The organism is Ilumatobacter sp. (assembly GCF_030065885.1).
Classification (GTDB): Bacteria; Actinomycetota; Acidimicrobiia; order Acidimicrobiales; family Ilumatobacteraceae; genus Ilumatobacter.
The window spans coordinates 33,999-54,530 of sequence record NZ_JASJCS010000001.1 but is presented as its reverse complement, the minus strand read 5'-3'; the positions used below and the strand labels follow the sequence as shown (position 1 = coordinate 54,530).

Genomic DNA, 20,532 nt, shown 5'->3' with positions numbered 1-20,532 from the left:
GAGTGGGTGTTCTCTCCCACGAGATTCGCACGAGAGTCGACACCGATGCGACACTGCCTCGCGGATGTGGCAGCTTTCTCGGTTGTCGAGGCGGTCGGCCCCTCCGACCAAAGGATGTGAGGAATGGACTTCGGCTGGACGGAGGAACAAGAGCAGCGGCGCCGCGAGGCGGTCGAGTTCGCCGAGACCCATCTCAACGACGCTTTGATCGCCCGCAACCGCGACGGTGAGTGGTCGTGGGAGGCCTGGCGTGCATGCGCCGAGTTCGGGCTGCTCGGGCTCGCCGTCCCCGAGGCCTACGGGGGCACCGACACCGACATCATGACGACGATCCTCGTCATGGAGGGCATCGGGTACGGCTGCCGTGAGAACGGCCTGCCGTTCGCGCTCAACTCGTTGATGTGGAGCGTGCAGCCCGCGCTCGTGACGTTCGGGACCCCCGAGCAGAACAGCACGTACCTCCCCCGGCTCGTCACGGGCGAGTGCGTCGGAGCGTTCGCCATCAGCGAGCCCGAGACCGGCTCCGACTCGTACGCCATGGCCACCACTGCCGAACGCGTCGACGGCGGCTACGTGTTGAACGGCCAGAAGGCCTACATCACGTTCGCGCCGATCGCCGAGTTCGCGATCGTCTTCGCGTCGACGGCGCCCGAGCTGGGCTCGTGGGGGATCTCGGCCTTCATCGTCGACCGGAGCACCGAGGGCTACACCGCCGAACCCGTCGAGGAGAAGATGGGCCTGCGCACGACGCCGTTCGGCAAGCTGACGTTCGACGGCTGCTTCGTGCCCGAGGAGAACCGCCTCGGGCCCGAGGGTGGCGGTGTCGCCATGTTCACGCGGGCGATGGAGTCGGAGCGGAGCTACGTGCTGGCGAGCCAGCTCGGCCGCATGGAGCGCCAGCTCGACGCGTGCGTCGAGTACGCCCGCGAGCGGCAGGCGTTCGGGCAGTCGATCGGCAAGTTCCAGGCCGTCTCGCACCGCATCGCCGACATGACGGTCCGCCTCGAGACGGCGCGGCACCTGCTCTACAAGGTCGCCTGGCTCGAACAGCAGGGCAAGCCGCTCCTGAAGGAAGCCGCGATGGCCAAGCTCCACATCAGCGAGTGCTTCGTCGAGTCCAGCCTCGACGCGATCAGGATCCACGGGGCGAAGGGCTACGCCACCGAGTTCGAGGTCGAACGAGACCTCCGTGACGGGGTCGGCGGGTTGCTCTACTCCGGCACGTCCGACATCCAGCGCAACATCGTCTCGCACATCACCGGACTCTGAGGGATGGCGGCGGCCCACCTTCCCCAGGTCATCGACGAGTCGGCCGAGCGCAACGCCGACGCGGTCGCCTTCCGCTACGCGGACGAATCGATCACCTACGGCGAGCTGGTTCGCAGGTCGAACCAGCTCGCGAACGTGCTGGTCGCCTCCGGCCTGCGTCCGGGCGAGCTGGCCGGGATCTACATGGACAAGTCGCTCGACACCGCCGTCGCGGTCTTCGGCATCCAGAAGGCCGGCGGTGCGTACGTGCCGCTCGACGTCGAGGCCCCGCCGGCGCGAACGGGCCACCTCGTCCGGGAGTGCCGCCTGCGGCACATCGTCAGCGACGGCCGCAACGTCGACCGGTTGCTCGACGTCGTCGACGGTGTCGACGGCATCGACGCGCCGGTGCACGTCATCGGCCCGGAGACGGCGTCCGTCGGCTCGTCCACGGTGATCGGCTGGAGCGAGGTCGCCCGTGCGGCCGAGACGGCCCCGTCAGCCGGCCCCACCGCCGACGGCCCGGCCTACGTCATCTTCACGTCGGGGTCGACGGGTGTGCCGAAGGGGATCGTGCACACCCACGAGTCGGGCCTGGCGTACGCACGGATGTCGGCCGAGCTCTACGGGTTGCATGCCGGCGACCGGCTGAGCAACTTTCCCCCGCTCCACTTCGACCAGTCGACGTTCGACTTCTTCGCGGGCCCGCTCGTCGGCGCGACGACGGTCATCATCGGCAAGGAGCACCAGCTCGTGCCGGCCAGCCTGTCGGCGCTGATCGAGCGCGAGCGGCTGACGATCTGGTACTCGGTCCCCTTCGCACTGATACGACTGCTGCAGTTCGGGGTGCTCGCCGAACGCGACCTCAGCGCGCTGCGGTGGGTCATCTACGGCGGCGAGCCGTTCCCGCTGAAGTACCTCGCCGAACTGATGGAGCTGTGGCCACACGCCCGGTTCAGCAACTGCTACGGCCCCGCCGAGACGAACCAGTGCACGTACCACCACGTCGATCCGCTGACCGCGCAGGAGCTCGACGCCGACACCGGCGTCCCGATCGGGCGCGGCTGCCCCGGGGTCGAGCTGCGCGTCGTCGATCTCGACGACGACGAGGTCGCACCCGGTGAGCCGGGCGAGCTCCTGATCAGCGCGCCCACGACGATGCAGGGATACTGGGAGGCCCCCGACCTCACCGCCGAGGCGTTCAGGTACCGGCCGGCCAGCACCGAAGCGCCGGACCGTCGCTTCTATCGCTCGGGCGACCTCGTACGTCGAGGGGCCGACGGGCTCCTGGAGTTCGTCGGCCGGGTCGATCGCCAGGTCAAGTCGCGCGGGTTCCGGGTCGAGCTCGGCGAGGTCGAAGCGGTGTTGTTCTCGCACCCCGACGTCACCGAAGTTGCGGTGTATCCGCTGGTGATCGATCATGTCACCATGATCCAGGCCGACCTCGTCCTCCGCGCCGGTGGAGACGTCGATCACATCCGACGACACGCTGCGAGCCGGCTGCCCGCCTACGCGGTGCCGGCCCAGCTCGGCGTCCGCGATCGGCTGCCGCGCTCGCCGAACGGCAAGGTCGACTATCGGGCACTCGCCGCCGGTGCGGCGGGATGAGCCGGCAGGACGCACTCATCGGGTTCATCCGCGAGGCGCTCCTCGGCGGAGCGTCCGATGACGCCGTGACGGCCGACGCCGAGCTGTTGACCACGGGGTTGATCGACTCGCTCGGGTTGATGCGCCTGATCGCCTTCATCCGCAAGGAGTTCGGCACCGACGTGCCCTACGAGGACATCCTCATCGAGAACTTCCGCACGGTGCGCTGCATCGACGACTATCTGACGAACCGACCTGCCGGCGTCGCCGGCTGACGAACAGGGGCAACAACCGTGGCACATGTGGTGATCATCGGAGGCGGACCGGCCGGTTCGGCGCTCGGGAGCTACCTCTCGCTGGCAGGCATCGACAACACCATCCTCGAGCGTGCGATCCACCCCCGGCCGCACGTCGGCGAGTCGATGGTCACGGCGTCGACGAGGATCTTCAACGAGATCGGGTTCTGGGAGACGTTCGACAACGCCGGGTTCGTTCGCAAGTACGGCGCCGCGTGGCACCCGCCGACGGGCCGGGGCGAGTTCGACATCGCCTTCGCGGAGTTCCCGCAAGAGGGCGTCGACGTCGACTACACGTACCACGTCGATCGCAGCAAGTTCGATCTGATGCTCCTGAAGCACGCCGAATCGCTCGGGTCGCGGATCCACCAGGGCGTGGCGGCGCAGCGGGTCGTGTTCGAGGACGGCTTCGCCAGGGGCGTCGAGGTCTGCATCGGCGACCAGCCCGTCACCATCCAGGCCGACGCGGTGGTCGACGCCAGCGGCCGCGACACGTTGCTCGGACGCCAGCTCGGCATCAAGAACCGGGATCCGATCTTCAACCAGTTCGCGATCCACGCGTGGTTCGAGAACGTCGACCGGGGCGTCGAGCGCACCGCCGACTACATCCGCGTCTACTTCCTACCGCTCGAGCGGAGCTGGGTCTGGCAGATCCCGATCACCCCCGAGATCACGTCGGTCGGCGTCGTCGTCCATCGCGACGTGTTCCGCGCCTCCGAGCTGGGCATCGAGGATTTCTTCGCCGAGCAGCTCGGGTCGACGCCCGAGCTGCGCGCCGCGATGGGCAACGCCAGGCGTGTCAACGACGTCAAATCCGAGGGCGACTACAGCTACTCGATGGAGCACTTCGTCGGCAACGGGTACCTCCTCGCCGGCGACGCGGCGCGCTTCGTCGATCCGATCTTCTCGTCGGGCGTCAGCGTGGCGCTCAGCAGCGCCAAGCTCGCGAGCGAGGCGCTGGTCGCCGGGTTCGCCAAGGGCGACGTCAGCGCCGAGTCGCTCCGCGGCTACGAGACCACGCTGCGGGGCGGCGTCGAGATCTGGTACGAGTTCATCCGCCTCTACTACAAGCTGATGCACACGTTCACGTACTTCATCCAGGAGCCCGAGCACCGGCTGCAGGTGCTCGAACTGCTCCAGGGACAGGTGTACGACCGCGACGAGGTGCCCGTGCTGCAGAAGATGCGCGACTTCATCGACGCGGTCGAGCGCTCGGACGGCCACCTCCTCAAGGCCCACCTGACCGACATGCCGATCGGATGACGTCGTTCCTGGATCGGACGGCGACCCAGGATCGATCGCCGAACGCAACCGAGATGGATCCCGTGCGGCCGTTGAGCAGTCGCCAGCGGATGATCTGGACCGCGCAGCAGCTCGATCCCGGCGTCCCGCTGTTCAACATGATCAGGACGTTCACGATCAACGCCGAGCTCGATGTCGACGCGTTCCGCGCTGCGTTCGGGGCACTCGTCGACCGGTGCGACGCGTTGCGAACGGTCATCGACGAGCGTGACGGCACGCCGGTTCAACGCGTCGTCGGCCGGTACGAACGGGAGCTGCCGCTCGTCGACCTCAGCGGCGCGGACGATCCCGAGCTCGCGCTCGCCGAACAGATCGCGGAGCGTGGCGACCACATGTTCGAGCCGGGGGACCTGCTGTTCGACACGGTGCTGTTCAGGCTCGGCCCGGCGCGGTTCGTGTGGTTCCTCAACCAACATCACCTGATCGCCGATGCCTGGTCGGCGTCGCTCCTGCTCCGGTACCAGGCCGACCTCTACGAGCGGGCTCGGGACGGGCGTCTCGACGAGGCGCCGACGTTGCCGTCGTACGGCGACTTCCTGGCTGCCGAGGACGAGACCCTCTCGTCGGACGAGTACGCCGAGGCAGCACAGGCCTGGAGCGACAAGCTGCAGGAGCCGTTCGAGCCGCTGTCGTTCTACGGGCGAGCCTCGGCCGATGCGGGTCCTGCGACGGTTCGCATCGAGGCGGGCATCGACGGGGACCGAGCCGAGCGGCTCGCACGGTTCATGCAACGCCCCGACATCGCCGCGCTCTCGCCCGAGCTGACCGGTCTCCGAATCTTCCACACCGTGCTGTTCGGGCTGCTCCACCGGCTCACCGGTCACGATCGCCTCGCGATCGGCACGCCGTTCCACAACCGGCTGAACGAGCAGTTCCGGCACACGGTCGGCCTGTTCATGAACCTCTTCCCGCTGACCGTCGACGTGCGACCCGACGAGACGATGGCGTCGCTCATGCAGCAGGTCGGGCGGGAGGCGTTCGAGGGCATGCAGCGCGCCCGGTTCCCGGTCTCGGCGGCACACGAGGCGAACGCGTTCGAGGTCGTGCTCAACTACATCCACGCGCCGTTCGAGCGGTTCGGCGACCTCCCGGCCGAGGCACGGTGGCACCATTGCGGCTACGGCGACCCGGCACACGCGATCCGGGTGCAGGTGCTTCCCGACGCCGACCCCGGATCGTTCCGGCTGTATTTCGATCTCAAGGACGGCGTGTTCGACGACGAGCAGCGCGGGCTGATCGTCGATCACTTCTTCCGGGTGCTCGACGCTTGGTTGGACGACCCCGGGACGTCGCTGACGGCGATCGAGCTGCCGACCGGTGACGAGCGGGCGCGGATCCTGGCGAGCAGCACTGTCGACGGTCCCGCGGCGTCCGACACGATCCCGAGCCGATTCGCCGAGCAGCTTGCGCAGCACGCCGAACGGATCGCAGTGGCCGACGACGAGCAGAGCCTGACCTACGCGGAGCTCGACGCACGGGCCGAGCTGCTCGCCGACCGGCTCACTGCGCTCGGCGCAGGGCCCGATCGGGTCGTGGCGCTGTGCTCCGCGCGGACCGTCGACATGATCGTCGGGATGCTCGGCATCCAGAAGGCAGGGGCGGCCTACATGCCGCTGGCGCCCAACGACCCACCGGATCGACGCCGCCGCATGGTGGCGTCGTCGAATTCGGTGGCGGTGGTCGTCCACGAACCGACGGCACACGTGGTGGCCGGACTCGACCTGCCGATCGTGCGGATCGACGACCCGGAACACGGTGCATCTGCAGCGGCTCCACGGTCCGAACTGCGGCCGCACCACCTCGCATACGTCCTCTTCACGTCCGGGACCACCGGCGAGCCGAAGGCCACGATGATCGAGCACCGCAACGTGGTCAATCTCGTCGGCGGGTTGCACGAGCGGGTGTACGGACCGTGCGTTCCGACCGCCGGCGAGGGCCTCCGGGTTGCGCTCGTCGCGCCCTACGTCTTCGATCCGTCGGTCCAGCAGATCTTCGCTGCACTGCTCGGCGGCCACACGCTCGTCATCGTGCCCGACGAGGCGCGGACCGATGGCGATCGGCTCCGGTCGTTCCTCGAGGCGCACCGCATCGATGTGAGCGATGGGACGCCCGGACACGTGATGATGCTCGCCGGTGCCGGAGCGGGTGACCTCGCGTCGCTCCCGGTCCAGCACTTCATCATCGGTGGCGAGGCGCTCGCCAAACCGCTGGTGCGTCGGTTCTTCGACCGGTTCACGACACGGGTACCGGCCCTCACCAACGCGTACGGACCCGCCGAGTGTTGCGTCGACAGCGTCACGTGGAGCGTGACACCCGACAATCTCGACGACTTCGACACCGTACCGATCGGGCGGCCGATGCCGGGAGCATCGGTCTACGTCCTCGATCCCCACGGCAACCTGCAGCCGTTCGGTGTCGCGGGCGAGTTGTGCATCGGCGGGTCCGGCGTCGGTCGTGGCTACGTCGACGGGGACGAGGCCTCCGACGAGCGGTTCGTCGACAACCCGTTCGGGCCCGGCCGGCTGTACCGAACCGGCGACCTCGCCCGCCAGTCGGCCGACGGCGTGATCGAGTTCCTCGGTCGGCGCGACTCGCAGGTGAAGGTCCGGGGCCACCGCCTCGAGGTCGAGGAGGTCGAAGCAGCGTTGCGGCGCTTCCGCGTGCGGCGAACCCACGTCCCGGTCACGAGCGCCGCCCCGGCGGCGCCCGTTCGGTGCAGCGAGTGCCTGCTGTCGGAGCAGCACCCCGGCGTGGTTCTGGACGAGGCCGGCGTGTGCAGCGTCTGCCGCGAGTTCGTCGAGGTCGGATCGGAGGCCGGGCGGTACTTCGGCACGATCGACGATCTCGCCGGACGACTCGCCCGTGCGGCGGACCGCGGAGCGGGTGAGCACGATTGCCTCCTCCTGTACAGCGGCGGCAAGGACAGCTCCTACGTCCTGCACCGACTCGTCGAGATGGGTCTGCGGGTGCTCGCCTACACGTTCGACAACGGCCACATCTCACCGGCGGCGTTCCGCAACATCGAGCGGCAGACCGCTCGGCTCGGCGTCGAGAGCGTCGTGACGGCCGAGGCGCGGATGGACGACATCTTCGTCGAGAGCCTGAACGACGACAGCACGGTCTGCTCCGGCTGCTTCAAGGCGCTGACGACGGCGAGCACCCGGCTCGCCCACGAGCGCGGCATCAACGCGGTCGTCACCGGTCTCTCACGCGGCCAGATCTTCGACACGAAGGTCGCGGGGTTGCTCGGCCAGGGTGTGCGAGACGTCGGCGAGATCGAGGAGAAGCTGCGGCTCTTCCGCATGGCGTACCACGCGAACCGGGATCGCACCGCCGCCCTGCTCGACGTCGATGTCGAAGGCATCGATCTCGACGAGATCGATTTCGTCGACTTCTTCCGCTACGACGACATCGCGACCGGTGGGGTGCGGGCGTACCTGCAAGAACGCGACGCGTACTGGCGGCAGCCCGATGACACGGGCTTCTGCTCGTCGAACTGCAGGATGAACGACATCGGGATCGCCGTGCACTCGGCGGACGAGGGCTACCACAATTACGAGGCCCCGCTCAGCTGGGACATCAGGTTGGGTGTCACCACACGCGAGCAGGCTCTCGAGGAAGTCACCCCGGTGACCAACGTCCGTCACGTCAATCGCGTGCTGGACCGCATCGGGTACTCCGTGCGCGAGATCCACGACGCGGCGGTCGTCGCCCACCCCGACCCGTCCGGCAACCTGCAGCTGTGGGCCTACTTCGTCGCCAGTCAATCGCTGTCGGTCGCGGAGTTGCGGTCGCACCTGGCGCGCGCCCTGCCCGAGTACGCGATCCCCGCGCGGTTCGTCCAGGTCGATCAGATGCCGCTCAACGAGAACGGGAAGATCGACAAGGCGCGCTTGCGGCCCGACGACGATCGACCGACCCTCGGTCACCGACCGGTCCAGCCGAAGACGCCCGCGGAACGGGAGCTCGCAGCGGTCTGGTCCGACGTGCTCGGCATCGACGCCGTCGGCGTCCACGACAACTACTTCGAGCTCGGCGGCGACTCGATCAACGCCATCCAGATCGTCGCGCGGGCGGGTGCGGTCGGATGGCAGATCGCGCCGCGCCAGATCTTCGAGCAGCAGACCGTCCACGGACTCGCCTCGGTCGCCACGCCCGTCGCCGACGACGAGGACTCGCCGGACGACCGTCACGAACCCGAGCCCTTCTCGATGGTCTCGCTCGCGCCCGAAGAGCTCGAACGCCTGGGGAGCCTCTTCGATGAGTGAGCATCAGCTCGACGGCGTCGCCGACATCTACCCGATGGCGCCGACGCAGGCCGGCATGGTGTTCCACACCGTCGCCGACCCCGAGCGGAGCGCCTACACCGTCCAGGTCGTGACGACCCTGCGCGGCCCGATCGTGGTCACCGCGCTCGAGCGCGCATGGCAGTCGATGATCGACCGCCACGACATCTTGCGGACGGCGTTCGTCTGGGAGCGGATCGGTCAACCACTCCAGGTCGTGCGGCGAACCGCCACCGTCGACTTCGCGATCGTCGAGTTGGCCGCGAACGACGAGGCCGGCCGGACCGCTGAGCTCGAGCGTCTGCTCGAGGCCGACCGCCGGCGGGGTTTCGATCTGGATTCGGTTCCGTCGTCCCGGGTCAGGCTGGTGACATCGGGGGCCGACGACCCGACGATGGTGTGGAGCTTCCACCACGCGATGCTCGACGGTTGGTCGGCACAGATCGTCCTCTCCGAGTTGCTCGACGCCTACGGCGCGATCCTCGAGGACCGCGAGTGGACGGCGCCGACGGGTCGACCGTTCAAGGATTTCGTCGCGTGGCTGGAACGCCGCGACCTGGCCTCGTCGGAGTCGTTCTGGCGAGATGAGCTCGCCGGGTTCACGACGCCGACCGCATTGCCGATCCGGCGGTTCCGACGCGAACGTGCCGGACCTGGCGGAGCGCAGCGGCGCACCACGATGCGACAGCTGCCGACCGAGACGGGCGATCGGCTCACGGAGTTCGCCCGGCGGCATCGCCTCACGCTCGCCACGGTCGTGCAGGGCGCGTGGAGTCTGGTCCTGAGCCGGTACAGCGGTGCCCGCGACGTCGTGTTCGGCGCGACGTCGTCCGGGCGGCCGATGGACCTGCCGGGCGTCGAGCAGATCGTCGGCATGTTCCTGACGACCGTGCCCGTCCGGTCGACGGTCGATCCGGCTGACGGCGTGGTTCCGTGGCTGGCACGCATGCAGGCGCACCAGCTCGAGATCGCCGACCACGAGCACACGTCGCTGGTCGAGATCCAGCGATGGTCAGACGTACCGGCCGGCGTCGACCTCTTCGACAGCATCGTCGTCGTCGAGAACGTGCCGAGCGATGTCGCGACGAGCGGCATGGTCGGTGGAACGCGCTACCTCGATGACAGCAACTTCCCGCTCGCACTGATCGTCCTCCCGAGGGACGTGCTCACCTTCAAGCTCGTGAGCGATCCGACGCTGTTCGCGTCCGGTGCGATCGACGCGCTGTTCGGCCACTTGCTCAACGTGCTCGGGGAGATCCTGCAGCACCCCGACGCCACACTCGGCGAGTTGGGCATGGTCTCCGAGAGTGAGCGAGACCGCATCGGCCGGTGGAACGACACCGGGATGACTGCCGATCCCGTGCCATTGGTGCACGAGATGATCGAGCGGGAGGCTGCGGCCCGTCCTGATCGCCTCGCAGTCGCGTGCGCCGGCAGCTCGGTGACGTACGGCGAGCTGGCGCGACGGGCTGACGCGTGTGCACGGGCACTGCGCGAGGCCGGCGTCCGCCCGGGGAGTGCGGTCGTGGTCCACCTGGAGCGCTCGGTCGAGCTCATCGTGTCGATCGTCGGTGTCCTGCAGGCCGGCGGTGCGTACGTCCCCGTGGACCCTGCCTACCCGTCGCGGCAGCTGCGAGAGATGGTCGAGGACTCCGAGGCGGCGTTGATCGTCACGTCGCCGAGCACGGACGGTCGAGACGTGTTCGGCGACACGGAGCTCGTCACCGAGCTGTCCGACGAGTCCGTCCTCCTGCGGACCGGCCCACCGCCGCCCTCCGGCGAGCGGCGACTCGTGACGGTCGACGACCTCGCCTACATGATCTACACGTCCGGTTCCACCGGTCGACCGAACGGCGTGCCGATCGATCACCGCAACCTCCTCCATTCGATGAACGCGCGGTTCGCCTACTACGAGGAGGCGCCCGACGTCTTCCTGTTGTTGTCCTCGCTCTCGTTCGACAGCTCGGTGGTGGGCGTGTTCTGGACGCTGACGACCGGAGGAACGCTCGTCGTGCCGACCCATGAGCAGCAACTCGACGTTCGTTCGTTGCAGCGGCTCATCCAGGGTCACCGGGTGACCCACACGCTGTGCCTGCCGTCGATCTACCAACTCCTGCTCGATCACGTCGACGCCGACAGCCGTGCCTCGCTTCGCACTGTCATCGTGGCGGGGGAGGCGTGTCCGACCGAGCTCGTCGATCAACACGCCAGGTCCAACCCGGGCGCGGCGCTCTTCAACGAGTACGGGCCGACCGAGGCGAGCGTGTGGGCGACCGTCCACCGATGCGACAGCGCCCACGAGCCAGATCGCGTCCCGATCGGGCGGCCGATCGCGAACACCCAGGTCGTGCTGCTCGACAGCGCACAGCAGCTGGTTCCTGTCGGCGTGCCCGGCGAGATCTACATCGGTGGCGGGGGGCTCGCACGCGGGTACCACCGGCGTCCCGAGATGACGGCGGCCAGGTTCGTCGACGTACCGTCCAGCCGGCTCCCACCGACGGTCGCCGCGCCGGGGGAGATGACCCGGCTGTTCCGAACGGGCGACATCGGGCAGTACCGGCCCGACGGTCTCATCGACTTCCACGGCCGGATGGACGAGCAGGTGAAGGTGCGGGGACACCGGGTCGAGCTCGGAGGGATCGAGGAGATGCTCGTGCGCCGACCCGACGTCGTCACGAGTGCCGTCGTCGCACGCAGCAACGACGCCGGGACGTACCTCGTGGCCTATGTCGAGGGCGCGAGTGCCGTTGACGGCCGCGAGCTCCTCGACCATCTGCGAAGCCGACTGCCCGCCTACATGGTGCCGAGCTCGGTGCTCGTCCTGGACTCGCTGCCCCGACTCCCCAACGGAAAGGTCGACCGGTCGGCCCTGCCGGAGGCGGCACCGCCGGCGTCGGCGCCGCCGCTCGGGCCGCGCGACGAGCTCGAACGGACGCTGCATGCCATCTGGAGCGAGGTGCTGCCGGACGCGAACTTCGGCGTCGACGACGACTTCTTCGAGGCCGGTGGCCACTCGATCGTCGCAGTTTCGCTCGTCGAGAGGATCCGCCAGGCGACCGGTCGGGAGCTCCCGTTGGCATCGCTGCTCGAGGACCCGACGATCACCGGCCAGGCGAGGCTGCTCCGGGACGAGGAGCCACCGGCCGACCCGGGTTCGGTGGTGGCGCTCAACCCGGAGGGCTCGCTGCCGCCGCTGTTCCTCGTCCCGCCGGCCGGTGCCACCGCGTTGATCTTCAGGGAGCTCGCACGGCACATCGGCACCGAGCAGCCGCTGTACGCCTTCCAACCACTCGGCATCGACGGCGACGCCGGACCCGAATCGTCGATCGCCGAGATGGCTGCCCGCTACCTCTCCGACATGCGCTCGGTCGAGCCGGCCGGCCCGTACCGGGTCGGCGGGATGTGCATGGGCGCACACGTCGCCTGGGAGATGGCCGACCTGCTCGCCCGGGACGGAGCCGACGTCGACAGCGTGGTCGTGCTCGATTCGACGGCCCCGGACAACGGGCCGGACTGGACGAGGGCTCGTGGCCGCCCGATTCCGATCCGCCTCGTGCGATTCGCAGTACGCGGCGTCCGGAGCGGCACGCTGGTCCGAAAGATTCGTGCCCGTCTGCGGCGTCGAGTGGTCGATCGCCGGGTCGACAGGGCGTTCATCGCCCATCGGAACGCGCAACGTGTCTACGAGGCGCGACCGCTCGACGTCGATCTGCTCCTTGTGCAGAGCGAGGAGTTGGCCGCGGATCCGGACACCCAACAGCGCTGGCGCCGGCTGGCTCGGGGGCGCGTCGAGCAGTTGGTGGTCCACGACACCACGCACTCGGGCCTCCTCTGGCAGGAGCCGCGGGAGATCGAGCGGCTGGGCGTGCGCCTCAAGTCCCACCTGGGCGACGGCCGTGTGGTGCGTGGCGCGACCGACGGATCGGTGCCCGACCGCGAGCTCGCCGAGTCGAGGCGCGGCTCACCGTAGGCCGGGCCCGACGGACTCGCCGGCCACGATCGATCGCATCGTGCACGCGCTCGACGTCCCCGGCCGCGGCGGGCGGCGACTCATCCAACCGCGCCATGCGGTGGGTTCGGCGGGCGCGGCGCAGGTCGCTGCTCGTCGAGACGTCCGGCCCTGGTGAGGACCGGGCCGTTCAGTGCACCATCGAGGGGTGCGAGCGATCTTCGCAACCGCAGCCGCCGTCGTCGTCTCGCTGGCGGTGCTCGTGTGGACGGCTGGGGCGCTCGGCGCGGCGAGTGCCTGGTTCGCGTTCCTGGTGGTCTGGGTGCCGATGGTCGCGGTCGGGCTGCTCAGCCGTGTGGCGCAGTTGCGTCTGCCCGAGCGCTATCACGCGCTCCGACCGTTCGAGCGCGACGGGCGCGTGTACGAACGTGTCGGCGTGCGCCTCGCGAAGTCGGTGTTGCGCAGGGGCCCGTTGGCCGTCTTCAACCCCAAGTTGCACCTGCCGGCTGAACGGACGCCGGCCGAGCTCTCCCGCCTGGCCCAGCGCATGCGCGACGCCGAGGCGAGCCATGCCGTGCTGTTCGTCGCGGAACTGGCGGTGGTGGGGCACGCACTCGCCCGTGGTTGGTGGACGGCGGCGGCGCTCACCCTGCTCTTCGACGTGCTGATGAACCTCTACCCCGTGATGTTGCAGCGGTACAACCGGGCCGGGCTCGCCGACCGGTTCCAGCTCGCGACGGCCTGAGCGCGTCGCCGCTGTCGCCGTCGCCGTCGCTGAGGCGTCGTTCGGGGCGTCGTTCGACATCTCGACGAGGCTGGATCGGGATCTCCGAGCCTGCCGGACGGCGGACGTGCGATCGGTGCCCGACATGGTGGCGACCACACCTCGCAACTCGTGCGGGGCGTGGCCGTCGGTCGGGCAGGGCCGTTGGCGGCCGGTCCGGGTCGCCGGTGACGACTCCGAGGTGATCTCGATGTCGTCGGCGTGTGCGGGGTCGTCTCCGGCTGCGTCGCCGGCGTCGCGCCGGCCTCCTCCGCGGGGTCCCCGTCCGACACCTTCGAGGCGACGTCCGGGTCTCGACCTCAGGGTCGGCCGGCGGTCAGCAGCCGGGCCGGCAGGGTGATGACGGCCCGGAGCGTCTCGAGGATGCCGCTCACCGAGATCCCGACGATCCGGAACGGGAGCAGCAGCAACCACGCGAGCGGGTAGACGATCAGGACGAGCAGTGCCAGCGGCCATGCGAGCACCAGCAGGATGAGCCACAGGATGATGGTCATGTCGGTCTCCGTTTCCGTGACGTCTCAGGCGGCCTGCCCGGCGACGTCGTCGTCGCCGGCATCGGTCGAGTCGGCGGTCGGGCCAGCGGTCGAGTCGGCGGTCGAGTCGGTGGTCGAGCCGCCGGAGCCCTCGTCCTCCCAGGCGCCTGCGGGGGCGGGGTCGACGAGCCACCAGAGGAGCAGGTAGGCGACGAGCGATCCGCCGCCGAACACGAGGGCGGCGACGAACGCCACGCGAACGAGCACCGGGTCGACGTCGAAGTAGCGGGCGAGGCCCGAGCAGACGCCGCCGATCTTCTTGTCGTCGGTGTCGCGGTAGAGGGTCCGGTCGCGGCGTGCCATGGGGGTTCCTTTGTTCGTGACCGGCCTTGCCGGTCGTGTCGATCTCTGTGCGTCGATGGTCGCGCCGCCGGCACGCCGGCACCATGGGGCTACCCGGAAGATCGATGGTCGGGTGCGCCGGACCCGCACGCGTGCTCGGCGACCGTGACGCTGGACGCGGACCCGGGCGAGTCAGTCCTCGGCCACGAGCTGATGGTCGGGGAGGACGAGTTCGGACGGGGTCGCGACGCGGCGCGCGACCTCGGAGATGAGGTGATGGTCACCCCCGATGTACAGGGACCAGAAGTCGACGTCGGTGGCGACGAACCATCGACGGTCGTCGGGCCAGAACAGGTCGGGGCGTTGCCACCTCTCGGGGGACCCAGGTGTGCGCAGCCGTGTCGCCGCGGCGACCGGGCCCGTCACGAGGTAGTAGCTGCGATCCGGCAGCGCGAATCGTGGGACTTCACGCAACGCAGCGCGGGTCGCGGCGTTCCGCCGTTCGTCGTCCTCGCGCAGCCTCGCGCGCTCGCGCTCGAGCGCCTGGCGAGCTGCCTCGTCGAGTGGCCCGGGCAACGCCACGCGCGTTGCGATCCTGTCGAAGCCGTGCCCCTCCCACACGGCGAACCAGGCTCGGTCGGCGTTGGAGGTGTGCCGCTCACCGACCGACGCGATGATCTGGAAGAGGCGCCGATACGCCGACCACCAGTCCTCGATGTCCGGCTCCGGCGCGTCGACGTGGAGGATCGACGCGTAGTGGTTCGGCACGAGCGCGCCGACGGTGCCCCACGATCCCCGGCACGCTGGCGCGAGCCACTCGGAGGCCGCGACCGAGACCGGGGAGACGACGTCATCGCCGAAGATCACCCTGACAAGTTCGCGCGCCGGGGCCGCCGTCGACGCCGTGGTTTCGCATGCGTTCGGTCCGTCGATTGACGAGTGGCTGCTCGGTGGCTAATGTACAACCGAATGGTTGTACGCACCGAACCGCCAGCGCTGTCGGACGCCGAGGTCGACCGCATCTTCCGCGCGCTCGCCGACGCCACTCGCCGCGACATCGTGCGCCGGACGCTGGTCGGCGAGGCGTCGGTCAGCGTGCTCGCCGCGGACTACGACATGAGCTTCGCCGCGGTGCAGAAGCACGTGGCCGTGCTGGAAGGAGCGGGGCTCGTGACCAAGGACCGCCGGGGCCGTGAGCGCATCGTGCGCGCCGACCCGAACCGGATCGCCCGCGCCCGCATCCTGCTCGCCGACCTCGAGGGGCTGTGGCGGGCGCGGTTCGACCAGCTCGACCAGGTCCTCGCCGACCCCGACACCACCCACTGACACGCCGGCCGACCGCCACCCGACATCACCGCTGATCCGAAGGAGCCCGCCAGTGCCCATCACGTCCGTCACCTCCGACGCCAACGCCCTCACGCTCACCGTCGTCGGCGACTACGCCGTACCGGTCGAGTGGTTGTGGGATGCCTGGGTCGATCCGCGCCAGCTCGAGAGGTTCTTCGGCCCACCGGACTACCCCGCGACGTTCACCCGCCACGACATGGTCGTCGGCGGGCGGAGCTCGTACGTGATGACCGGCGCTGCCGGCGTGACCCACGGGTACTGGATCGTGACGGCGATCGATCCCGGCCGGAGCTTCGAAGTGATCGACGGGTTCGCAGGCGACGACGGCAACCCCAACGACGAGATGCCGACGATGACGATGCGGTTCAGCTTCGAGTCGACCGAGAGCGGGTCGAGGTTCGTCGGCGTGACCACCTTCGCGAGCGTCGAGGCGATGGAGCAGCTGGTCGAGATGGGGATGGTCGAGGGCGCGACGGCGGCGTTCGGACAGATGGACGACGTGCTCGCCGACCTGGCGTCGTTCGCCGCGGGCCGCAGCACCGAGTCGAAGATCCTGAACGACACCCAGGTGCGGTTCACCCGCATCGTGCGCGGCTCGGTCGAGCAGGTCTGGCGTGCGCATCACGATGCCGATCTGGTGCAGCGGTGGATGCTCGGGCCCGACGGCTGGACGATGCCGGTCTGCGAGGTCCCGGGCGAGGTCGGGAGCACGTTCCGCTACGGGTGGGAGGCCGAGGACGGCTCGGGCGGCTTCGGACTGGAGGGCGAGGTGCTCGAGTCGGTGCCGCCGCATCGGGAGGTGACGACCGAGCGGATGGTCGGGATGGAGGGCGACCCGGCCACCAACGAGATGACGCTCACCGCGGTCGACGGCGGCACCTTGCTGATGCTCGTCGTGACCTACCCGAGCTCGGAGGTGCGCGATCAGGCCCTCGCCACCGGCATGGTCGATGGCATGGAGTCGTCGTACGCCCGCTTGGAGTCGACGCTCGTCAACGCCTGAGCCTGTCGAGTTGCGTCGGGCACCTGCGGCGGATCGGCCGGGTCGGGCCCGGGGGTACGCTCGTTGCGTGGTACGCGGGAGACGACCAGCACGTGGCGGGCGGTCGCCGGGGGACGACCAGAGCGTCGGCGATGACGACATCGGGACGATCTCCGTCATGCGCGACGTCATGTCCGGTCACGTCGCAGGTACCCAGGCCGAGGGGCCTCAGGACCATCGTGATCGTCTTCGCCGGCTCGGTCTGAGCGCGTCGCCGCGCTGATGGGCATGGGCATCGATCTGGTCGTCACCGACCTGGACGGCACGTTGTGGGACACCGAGGGCGCGCTCCACCCGCGCACCGAGGCGGCGCTCGACACGCTCGCCGAGCGGGGTGTGCCGCTGCTCGTGGCCACCGGTCGGCGGGCGGGCGCGGCCCGGCGGGCGCTCGGCAAGGTCGGCCTCGCGCCGCCGGCGGTCCTCCTCAACGGATCGCTCGGCATCCACCTCGCGACGGGTGATCGCTTCCACCTGGGCGGGTTCGAGACGGATGCGGCGCAGCGCGTGCTGGCCGCGTTCGAGGCGAACGGTGTCGATCCGTGCCTGTACGTCGAGGGGGAGGCGCCGGCGGTGTTCGTGTCGGACACGCCGTCGACGCATCCCGAGCACCTTGCGTCGTTCGGCGACAGCGTCCGCACTGCGTCGCTCGCCGACGTCGTGGCGGCCGAGCGGATCCTGGCGTTCGGCGTCCTCGGCATCGAGCGCGACGTCGGCGAGGCCGTCGTGGCGTCGGTGGGTGACGTCGCCACGACCCATCTCGACGTCGACCGTCACTACGGCGGCGGTTGGCTGAGTGTGGCTCCTCGAGGTGATTCGAAGTGGGACGGCGTGGTGGCGTTCTGCGGTCGGCACGGCCTCGACGCCTCGCGTGTGCTGGCGATCGGCGATGGCGCCAACGACGTCCGGATGCTGATGTCGGCGGCGGTGGCGGTCGCGCCGTCCGACGCACATCCCGACGCGCTCGGCGTCGCCGACCACGTCGTCGCCCCCGCGGCTGATGGGGGGTGGGCCGAGTTGCTCGACCTGCTCTGACAGGCCCGATCCCGGTCCTGCCGGGCGCGTGTCCGGTTGACCCGGGCTGAGTCGTCGACGCGGAGTCGACGGGAATCGACGAGGAGGAACGTCATGGCCGGCGTCGCCACGTATCTGCACCTTCCCGGGACGACCGAGGAGGCGTTCGAGTTCTACAAGTCGGTGTTCGGCACGGAGTACAACGGGGACGGCATCATGCGTTTCGCCGACGCGCCGGCGGCCGAAGGCGTACCCGACGAGATGGGACAGATGGTGATGCACGTCGGTCTGACGATCCTCGGCGATCATCTGCTGATGGGCAGCGATTCGCCCGAGGCCCAGGTCGGCAACCACGTCAGCGTCATGTTGATGCCCGACACGAAGGCCGAGGCCGACGAGCTGTTCGCCAAGCTGAGCGACGGCGGCTCCGACATCCAGCCACCCCAGGACATGTTCTGGGGCGACTACTGGGGCCAGTGCACCGACAAGTTCGGCGTCATCTGGCAGATCGACGTCGACGGTTCGCAGTCGACCTGAGTGACGTGTGGCGCGAGGCCGCCACACCGAGAGACGACCGGTCGGCGGCGACGTGGTGACTGCCTGCCGGCTCTGCGGACCGCGCGACGTACCGGGCGCACGTGGAGCGGCGATCGACCGACTGCACCGGCTCCCCGCCACCGGTGCTGCTCGTTAGTGCCGTGTCCGGCAACGTTTGCACTGTTGCGCGCCGAGTCGAACGTGCCGCTGGCAAGGCACGGCGACGAAGGAAGTGCCGGCGGCCTTGCCGTGCGCACTTTCGAGGAAGCCGGAACGACGCCAGCGGTGCGTTCGGTCGGCGAACAGGGAAGATGTTGGTGGGTGCGGGACTAGTGGCCGATGTCGTGGTGGCCGGGCGTGACGAGGCCGCTCTCGTAGGCGAAGACGACGGCTTGGGCGCGGTCGCGGAGCCCGAGCTTGGTGAGGATGTTGGAGACGTGGCTCTTGACGGTGGCGGCGCCGATGAAGAGCGTCTCGGAGATCTCGGCGTTGCTGGCGCCTCTGGCCAGCTCGGCGAGGACGTCACGCTCGCGGTCGGTCAGGGTGTCGAGGCGGCGGGCGGAGGCGGTGTCGGCGGCGATGGTCTGGGCGAAGCGTCCGATGAGGCGGCGGGTGATCGTGGGGTCGAGGAGGGCACCGCCGTCGGCGACGGTGCGAATCGCGGGAGCCAGGTGCTCGGGCGGGATGTCCTTGAGGATGAACCCGCTCGCGCCGGCTCGGAGCGCTCGATAGACGTACTCGTCGGGGTCGAAGGTGGTGAGGATGACGACCTTGAGCGGCCAGTCGGCGTGGTCGAGGAGGTCGGCGGTCGCGGTGAGCCCGTCCATCTCGGGCATGCGGATGTCCATCAGCACGACGTCGGGCCGGTCTCGGCGGGTGGCATCGATGGCTTCGAGTCCGTTGCCTGCCTCGGCGACGACCTCGATGTCGGGTTGGTGATCGAGGACCAGGGCGAGGCCCCGGCGGACCAGGGCCTGGTCGTCGACGATCGCCACTCGGATGGTCATGTGGGATCCGGTTCGACGGGCAGGCGGGCAGCGACGTGGTAGCGGTCGGGCGGGCGCGGTCCGGCGGTGAGGGTGCCGCCGAGGAGACTGGCTCGTTCGCGCATGCCGGCGATGCCGTATCCGGACTGCGGGAGCGTCGCAGCTGCGGTGGCGGTGGTTGCGATGGTCGTGCCGATGGTGTTGGTGATGGTGTTGGTGATGCCGATGGCGAGCGTGTCGCCGTCGAGCGCAACGGAGAGCTCGACGGTCGGGTCGGGTCCGGCGTGCTTGACGATGTTGGTGAACGACTCCTGGACGATGCGGTAGGCGGAGAGATCGACCGCCCTGTTGAGGTGGTCGGGGAGGTCCGCGAGCGTGAGGGTGACGTCGGCGCCGGTGTGCGAGAGCTGTTCCACGAGTGTGGGGACGTCGTCGAGCCCGGGCTGCGGGCCGAGGCGGTCGCGGTCGTCGTCGGGCTCGGCACCGTCGTGGCGGAGCACGCCGAGGAGATGTCGGAGCTCGCCGATCGCCTTGCGGCCGGCATGCTCGACGTCGCCCATCGCCTCGATGGCGGTGTCGAGGTCGTCACGAGCGATCGTCCTGGCGGCACCGGCTTGCACCGTCATCATCGAGACCTGGTGGGCGACAACGTCGTGGAGCTCGCGTGCGATCCGGGAACGTTCGGCGGCGACGGCCTCGCGCGCGCGGGCATGTTGCTCGGCTTCGAGGCGCTCGGCACGCTCCTGCAGCAAGGCGAGGTAGTCGCCGCGATTGCGAATCCGGCGGCCGACGTACCACGGCAGTCCGATGAAGATCACGGCGGGCCACACGTCGATCCGCTGGTCGCTGTCGATGACGGAGCCGAGGAAGCTGACGGAGAAGGCGGCGGCGAGGACCGCGAGGCTGTGGCGGTGGTCGGTGCTGTGGCGGCCGACGCTGTAGACGGCGACGACCAGGATGACGTCGTGGCCGTCCCCGTAGCCGGCCAGCGCCCAGACGATCATGACGGCGAGCACGGACGCCGTCACCGCAACGGGCCGGGCTCGCCGCCACCACAGCGCGGCCGCGGCGACGGCCAGCAGCACGAACGCACCTGCCGGAAGATCGCCGATCGCCGCGGCGCCGAACGTGTCGCCGTCGGCGAGCTCGCTGACGGCGACCGAGATCACGGCTGCCGCGAAGACGATCACGGCGAGGGCGCCGTCGGCGGCGTGTGGCCAGCGGGTGAACGGCCCGCGGGTGGGGTGGGGTTCGCCCGCGTCGAACCGCGCCGCGAGGGCGGAGATCCGCCGTGGCGCCGGTGCGCCGGTGTCGTGCGGGTGGTTGACGGTCGTCATGGTTG

General features: G+C 69.6%; 16 protein-coding genes. 11 read left to right on the top strand and 5 right to left on the bottom strand.

Annotated features, from left to right (window positions below; genetic code table 11):
- Positions 1-123: 123 nt before the first annotated feature.
- From QNJ12_RS00230 to QNJ12_RS00200, 7 genes are all read left to right on the top strand, one after another.
- The gene (locus tag QNJ12_RS00230) at positions 124-1,269 is read left to right on the top strand and encodes an acyl-CoA dehydrogenase family protein (RefSeq protein ID WP_300617269.1); all 1,146 of its coding nucleotides are present in this window, start codon (positions 124-126) and stop codon (positions 1,267-1,269) included.
- Positions 1,270-1,272: 3 nt separating this feature from the next.
- Positions 1,273-2,856 carry an amino acid adenylation domain-containing protein gene (locus tag QNJ12_RS00225; RefSeq protein ID WP_300617267.1) on the top strand — a complete coding sequence of 528 codons (1,584 nt, stop codon included), beginning with the start codon at positions 1,273-1,275 and terminating at the stop codon, positions 2,854-2,856.
- A complete protein-coding gene (locus QNJ12_RS00220) occupies positions 2,853-3,110 on the top strand; it encodes an acyl carrier protein (RefSeq protein ID WP_300617264.1) in 258 nt (85 codons plus the stop codon). Before QNJ12_RS00225 ends, QNJ12_RS00220 begins: the two co-directional genes overlap by 4 nt.
- Before the next feature lie 18 nt (positions 3,111-3,128).
- Positions 3,129-4,394, top strand: coding sequence for an NAD(P)/FAD-dependent oxidoreductase (locus QNJ12_RS00215; RefSeq protein ID WP_300617261.1), 1,266 nt, complete (start codon positions 3,129-3,131; stop codon positions 4,392-4,394).
- Between the two features lie 71 nt (positions 4,395-4,465).
- Complete coding sequence (locus tag QNJ12_RS00210) at positions 4,466-8,701, top strand: amino acid adenylation domain-containing protein (RefSeq protein ID WP_300617258.1); 4,236 nt, start codon at positions 4,466-4,468, stop codon at positions 8,699-8,701.
- Positions 8,694-12,689 (top strand): amino acid adenylation domain-containing protein, encoded by a 3,996-nt coding sequence (locus QNJ12_RS00205; RefSeq protein WP_300617255.1) that lies wholly within the window; start codon positions 8,694-8,696, stop codon positions 12,687-12,689. Before QNJ12_RS00210 ends, QNJ12_RS00205 begins: the two co-directional genes overlap by 8 nt.
- 187 nt (positions 12,690-12,876) lie before the next feature.
- Positions 12,877-13,413: a hypothetical protein gene (locus QNJ12_RS00200; protein WP_300617253.1), complete on the top strand. Its 537-nt coding sequence runs from the start codon at positions 12,877-12,879 to the stop codon at positions 13,411-13,413.
- Positions 13,414-13,751: 338 nt separating this feature from the next.
- Here the strand turns inward: QNJ12_RS00200 and QNJ12_RS00195 are convergent, their stop codons facing one another.
- From QNJ12_RS00195 to QNJ12_RS00185, 3 genes are all read right to left on the bottom strand, one after another.
- Entirely contained in the window at positions 13,752-13,946 is a 195-nt protein-coding gene (locus tag QNJ12_RS00195) for a hypothetical protein (protein ID WP_300617250.1), read from the bottom strand.
- A gap of 24 nt (positions 13,947-13,970) precedes the next feature.
- Positions 13,971-14,288 (bottom strand): PspC domain-containing protein, encoded by a 318-nt coding sequence (locus QNJ12_RS00190; protein ID WP_300617247.1) that lies wholly within the window; start codon positions 14,286-14,288, stop codon positions 13,971-13,973.
- Between the two features lie 171 nt (positions 14,289-14,459).
- Entirely contained in the window at positions 14,460-15,134 is a 675-nt protein-coding gene (locus QNJ12_RS00185; RefSeq protein ID WP_300617245.1) for a hypothetical protein, read from the bottom strand.
- A 102-nt stretch (positions 15,135-15,236) separates the two neighbouring features.
- Here QNJ12_RS00185 and QNJ12_RS00180 point away from each other — a divergent pair, with 102 nt between their 5' ends.
- The 4 genes from QNJ12_RS00180 (at position 15,237) to QNJ12_RS00165 (ending at position 18,204) form a co-directional block, all read left to right on the top strand.
- The gene (locus QNJ12_RS00180; protein WP_300617242.1) at positions 15,237-15,593 is read left to right on the top strand and encodes a helix-turn-helix transcriptional regulator; all 357 of its coding nucleotides are present in this window, start codon (positions 15,237-15,239) and stop codon (positions 15,591-15,593) included.
- Between the two features lie 52 nt (positions 15,594-15,645).
- Positions 15,646-16,617 carry an SRPBCC family protein gene (locus QNJ12_RS00175; protein WP_300617239.1) on the top strand — a complete coding sequence of 324 codons (972 nt, stop codon included), beginning with the start codon at positions 15,646-15,648 and terminating at the stop codon, positions 16,615-16,617.
- Positions 16,618-16,884: 267 nt separating this feature from the next.
- On the top strand, positions 16,885-17,688 hold the full coding sequence (locus QNJ12_RS00170; RefSeq protein WP_300617236.1) for an HAD family hydrolase: 804 nt from the start codon (positions 16,885-16,887) through the stop codon (positions 17,686-17,688).
- A 93-nt stretch (positions 17,689-17,781) separates the two neighbouring features.
- Positions 17,782-18,204, top strand: a complete 423-nt coding sequence (locus QNJ12_RS00165; protein WP_300617233.1) for a VOC family protein — start codon at positions 17,782-17,784, stop codon at positions 18,202-18,204.
- Positions 18,205-18,533: 329 nt separating this feature from the next.
- Here QNJ12_RS00165 and QNJ12_RS00160 read toward each other — a convergent pair whose 3' ends face one another.
- Both QNJ12_RS00160 and QNJ12_RS00155 read right to left on the bottom strand, forming a co-directional pair.
- Positions 18,534-19,211: a response regulator transcription factor gene (locus QNJ12_RS00160; protein WP_300617230.1), complete on the bottom strand. Its 678-nt coding sequence runs from the start codon at positions 19,209-19,211 to the stop codon at positions 18,534-18,536.
- Complete coding sequence (locus tag QNJ12_RS00155; RefSeq protein WP_300617227.1) at positions 19,208-20,527, bottom strand: histidine kinase; 1,320 nt, start codon at positions 20,525-20,527, stop codon at positions 19,208-19,210. The genes QNJ12_RS00160 and QNJ12_RS00155 overlap by 4 nt, the downstream gene beginning before the upstream one ends.
- Between the last annotated feature and the right edge of the window lie 5 nt (positions 20,528-20,532).

What these genes read in the sequence shown, in the direction of transcription:
- QNJ12_RS00160 (WP_300617230.1), bottom strand. Translation starts at nt 19,211, where the DNA reads ATGACCATCCGAGTGGCGATCGTCGACGACCAGGCCCTGGTCCGCCGG.
- QNJ12_RS00170 (WP_300617236.1), top strand. Translation starts at nt 16,885, where the DNA reads ATGGGCATCGATCTGGTCGTCACCGACCTGGACGGCACGTTGTGGGAC.
- QNJ12_RS00205 (WP_300617255.1), top strand. Translation starts at nt 8,694, where the DNA reads ATGAGTGAGCATCAGCTCGACGGCGTCGCCGACATCTACCCGATGGCG.
- QNJ12_RS00195 (WP_300617250.1), bottom strand. Translation starts at nt 13,946, where the DNA reads ATGACCATCATCCTGTGGCTCATCCTGCTGGTGCTCGCATGGCCGCTG.
- QNJ12_RS00190 (WP_300617247.1), bottom strand. Translation starts at nt 14,288, where the DNA reads ATGGCACGCCGCGACCGGACCCTCTACCGCGACACCGACGACAAGAAG.
- QNJ12_RS00155 (WP_300617227.1), bottom strand. Translation starts at nt 20,527, where the DNA reads ATGACGACCGTCAACCACCCGCACGACACCGGCGCACCGGCGCCACGG.
- QNJ12_RS00165 (WP_300617233.1), top strand. Translation starts at nt 17,782, where the DNA reads ATGGCCGGCGTCGCCACGTATCTGCACCTTCCCGGGACGACCGAGGAG.
- QNJ12_RS00180 (WP_300617242.1), top strand. Translation starts at nt 15,237, where the DNA reads ATGGTTGTACGCACCGAACCGCCAGCGCTGTCGGACGCCGAGGTCGAC.
- QNJ12_RS00225 (WP_300617267.1), top strand. Translation starts at nt 1,273, where the DNA reads ATGGCGGCGGCCCACCTTCCCCAGGTCATCGACGAGTCGGCCGAGCGC.
- QNJ12_RS00230 (WP_300617269.1), top strand. Translation starts at nt 124, where the DNA reads ATGGACTTCGGCTGGACGGAGGAACAAGAGCAGCGGCGCCGCGAGGCG.
- QNJ12_RS00220 (WP_300617264.1), top strand. Translation starts at nt 2,853, where the DNA reads ATGAGCCGGCAGGACGCACTCATCGGGTTCATCCGCGAGGCGCTCCTC.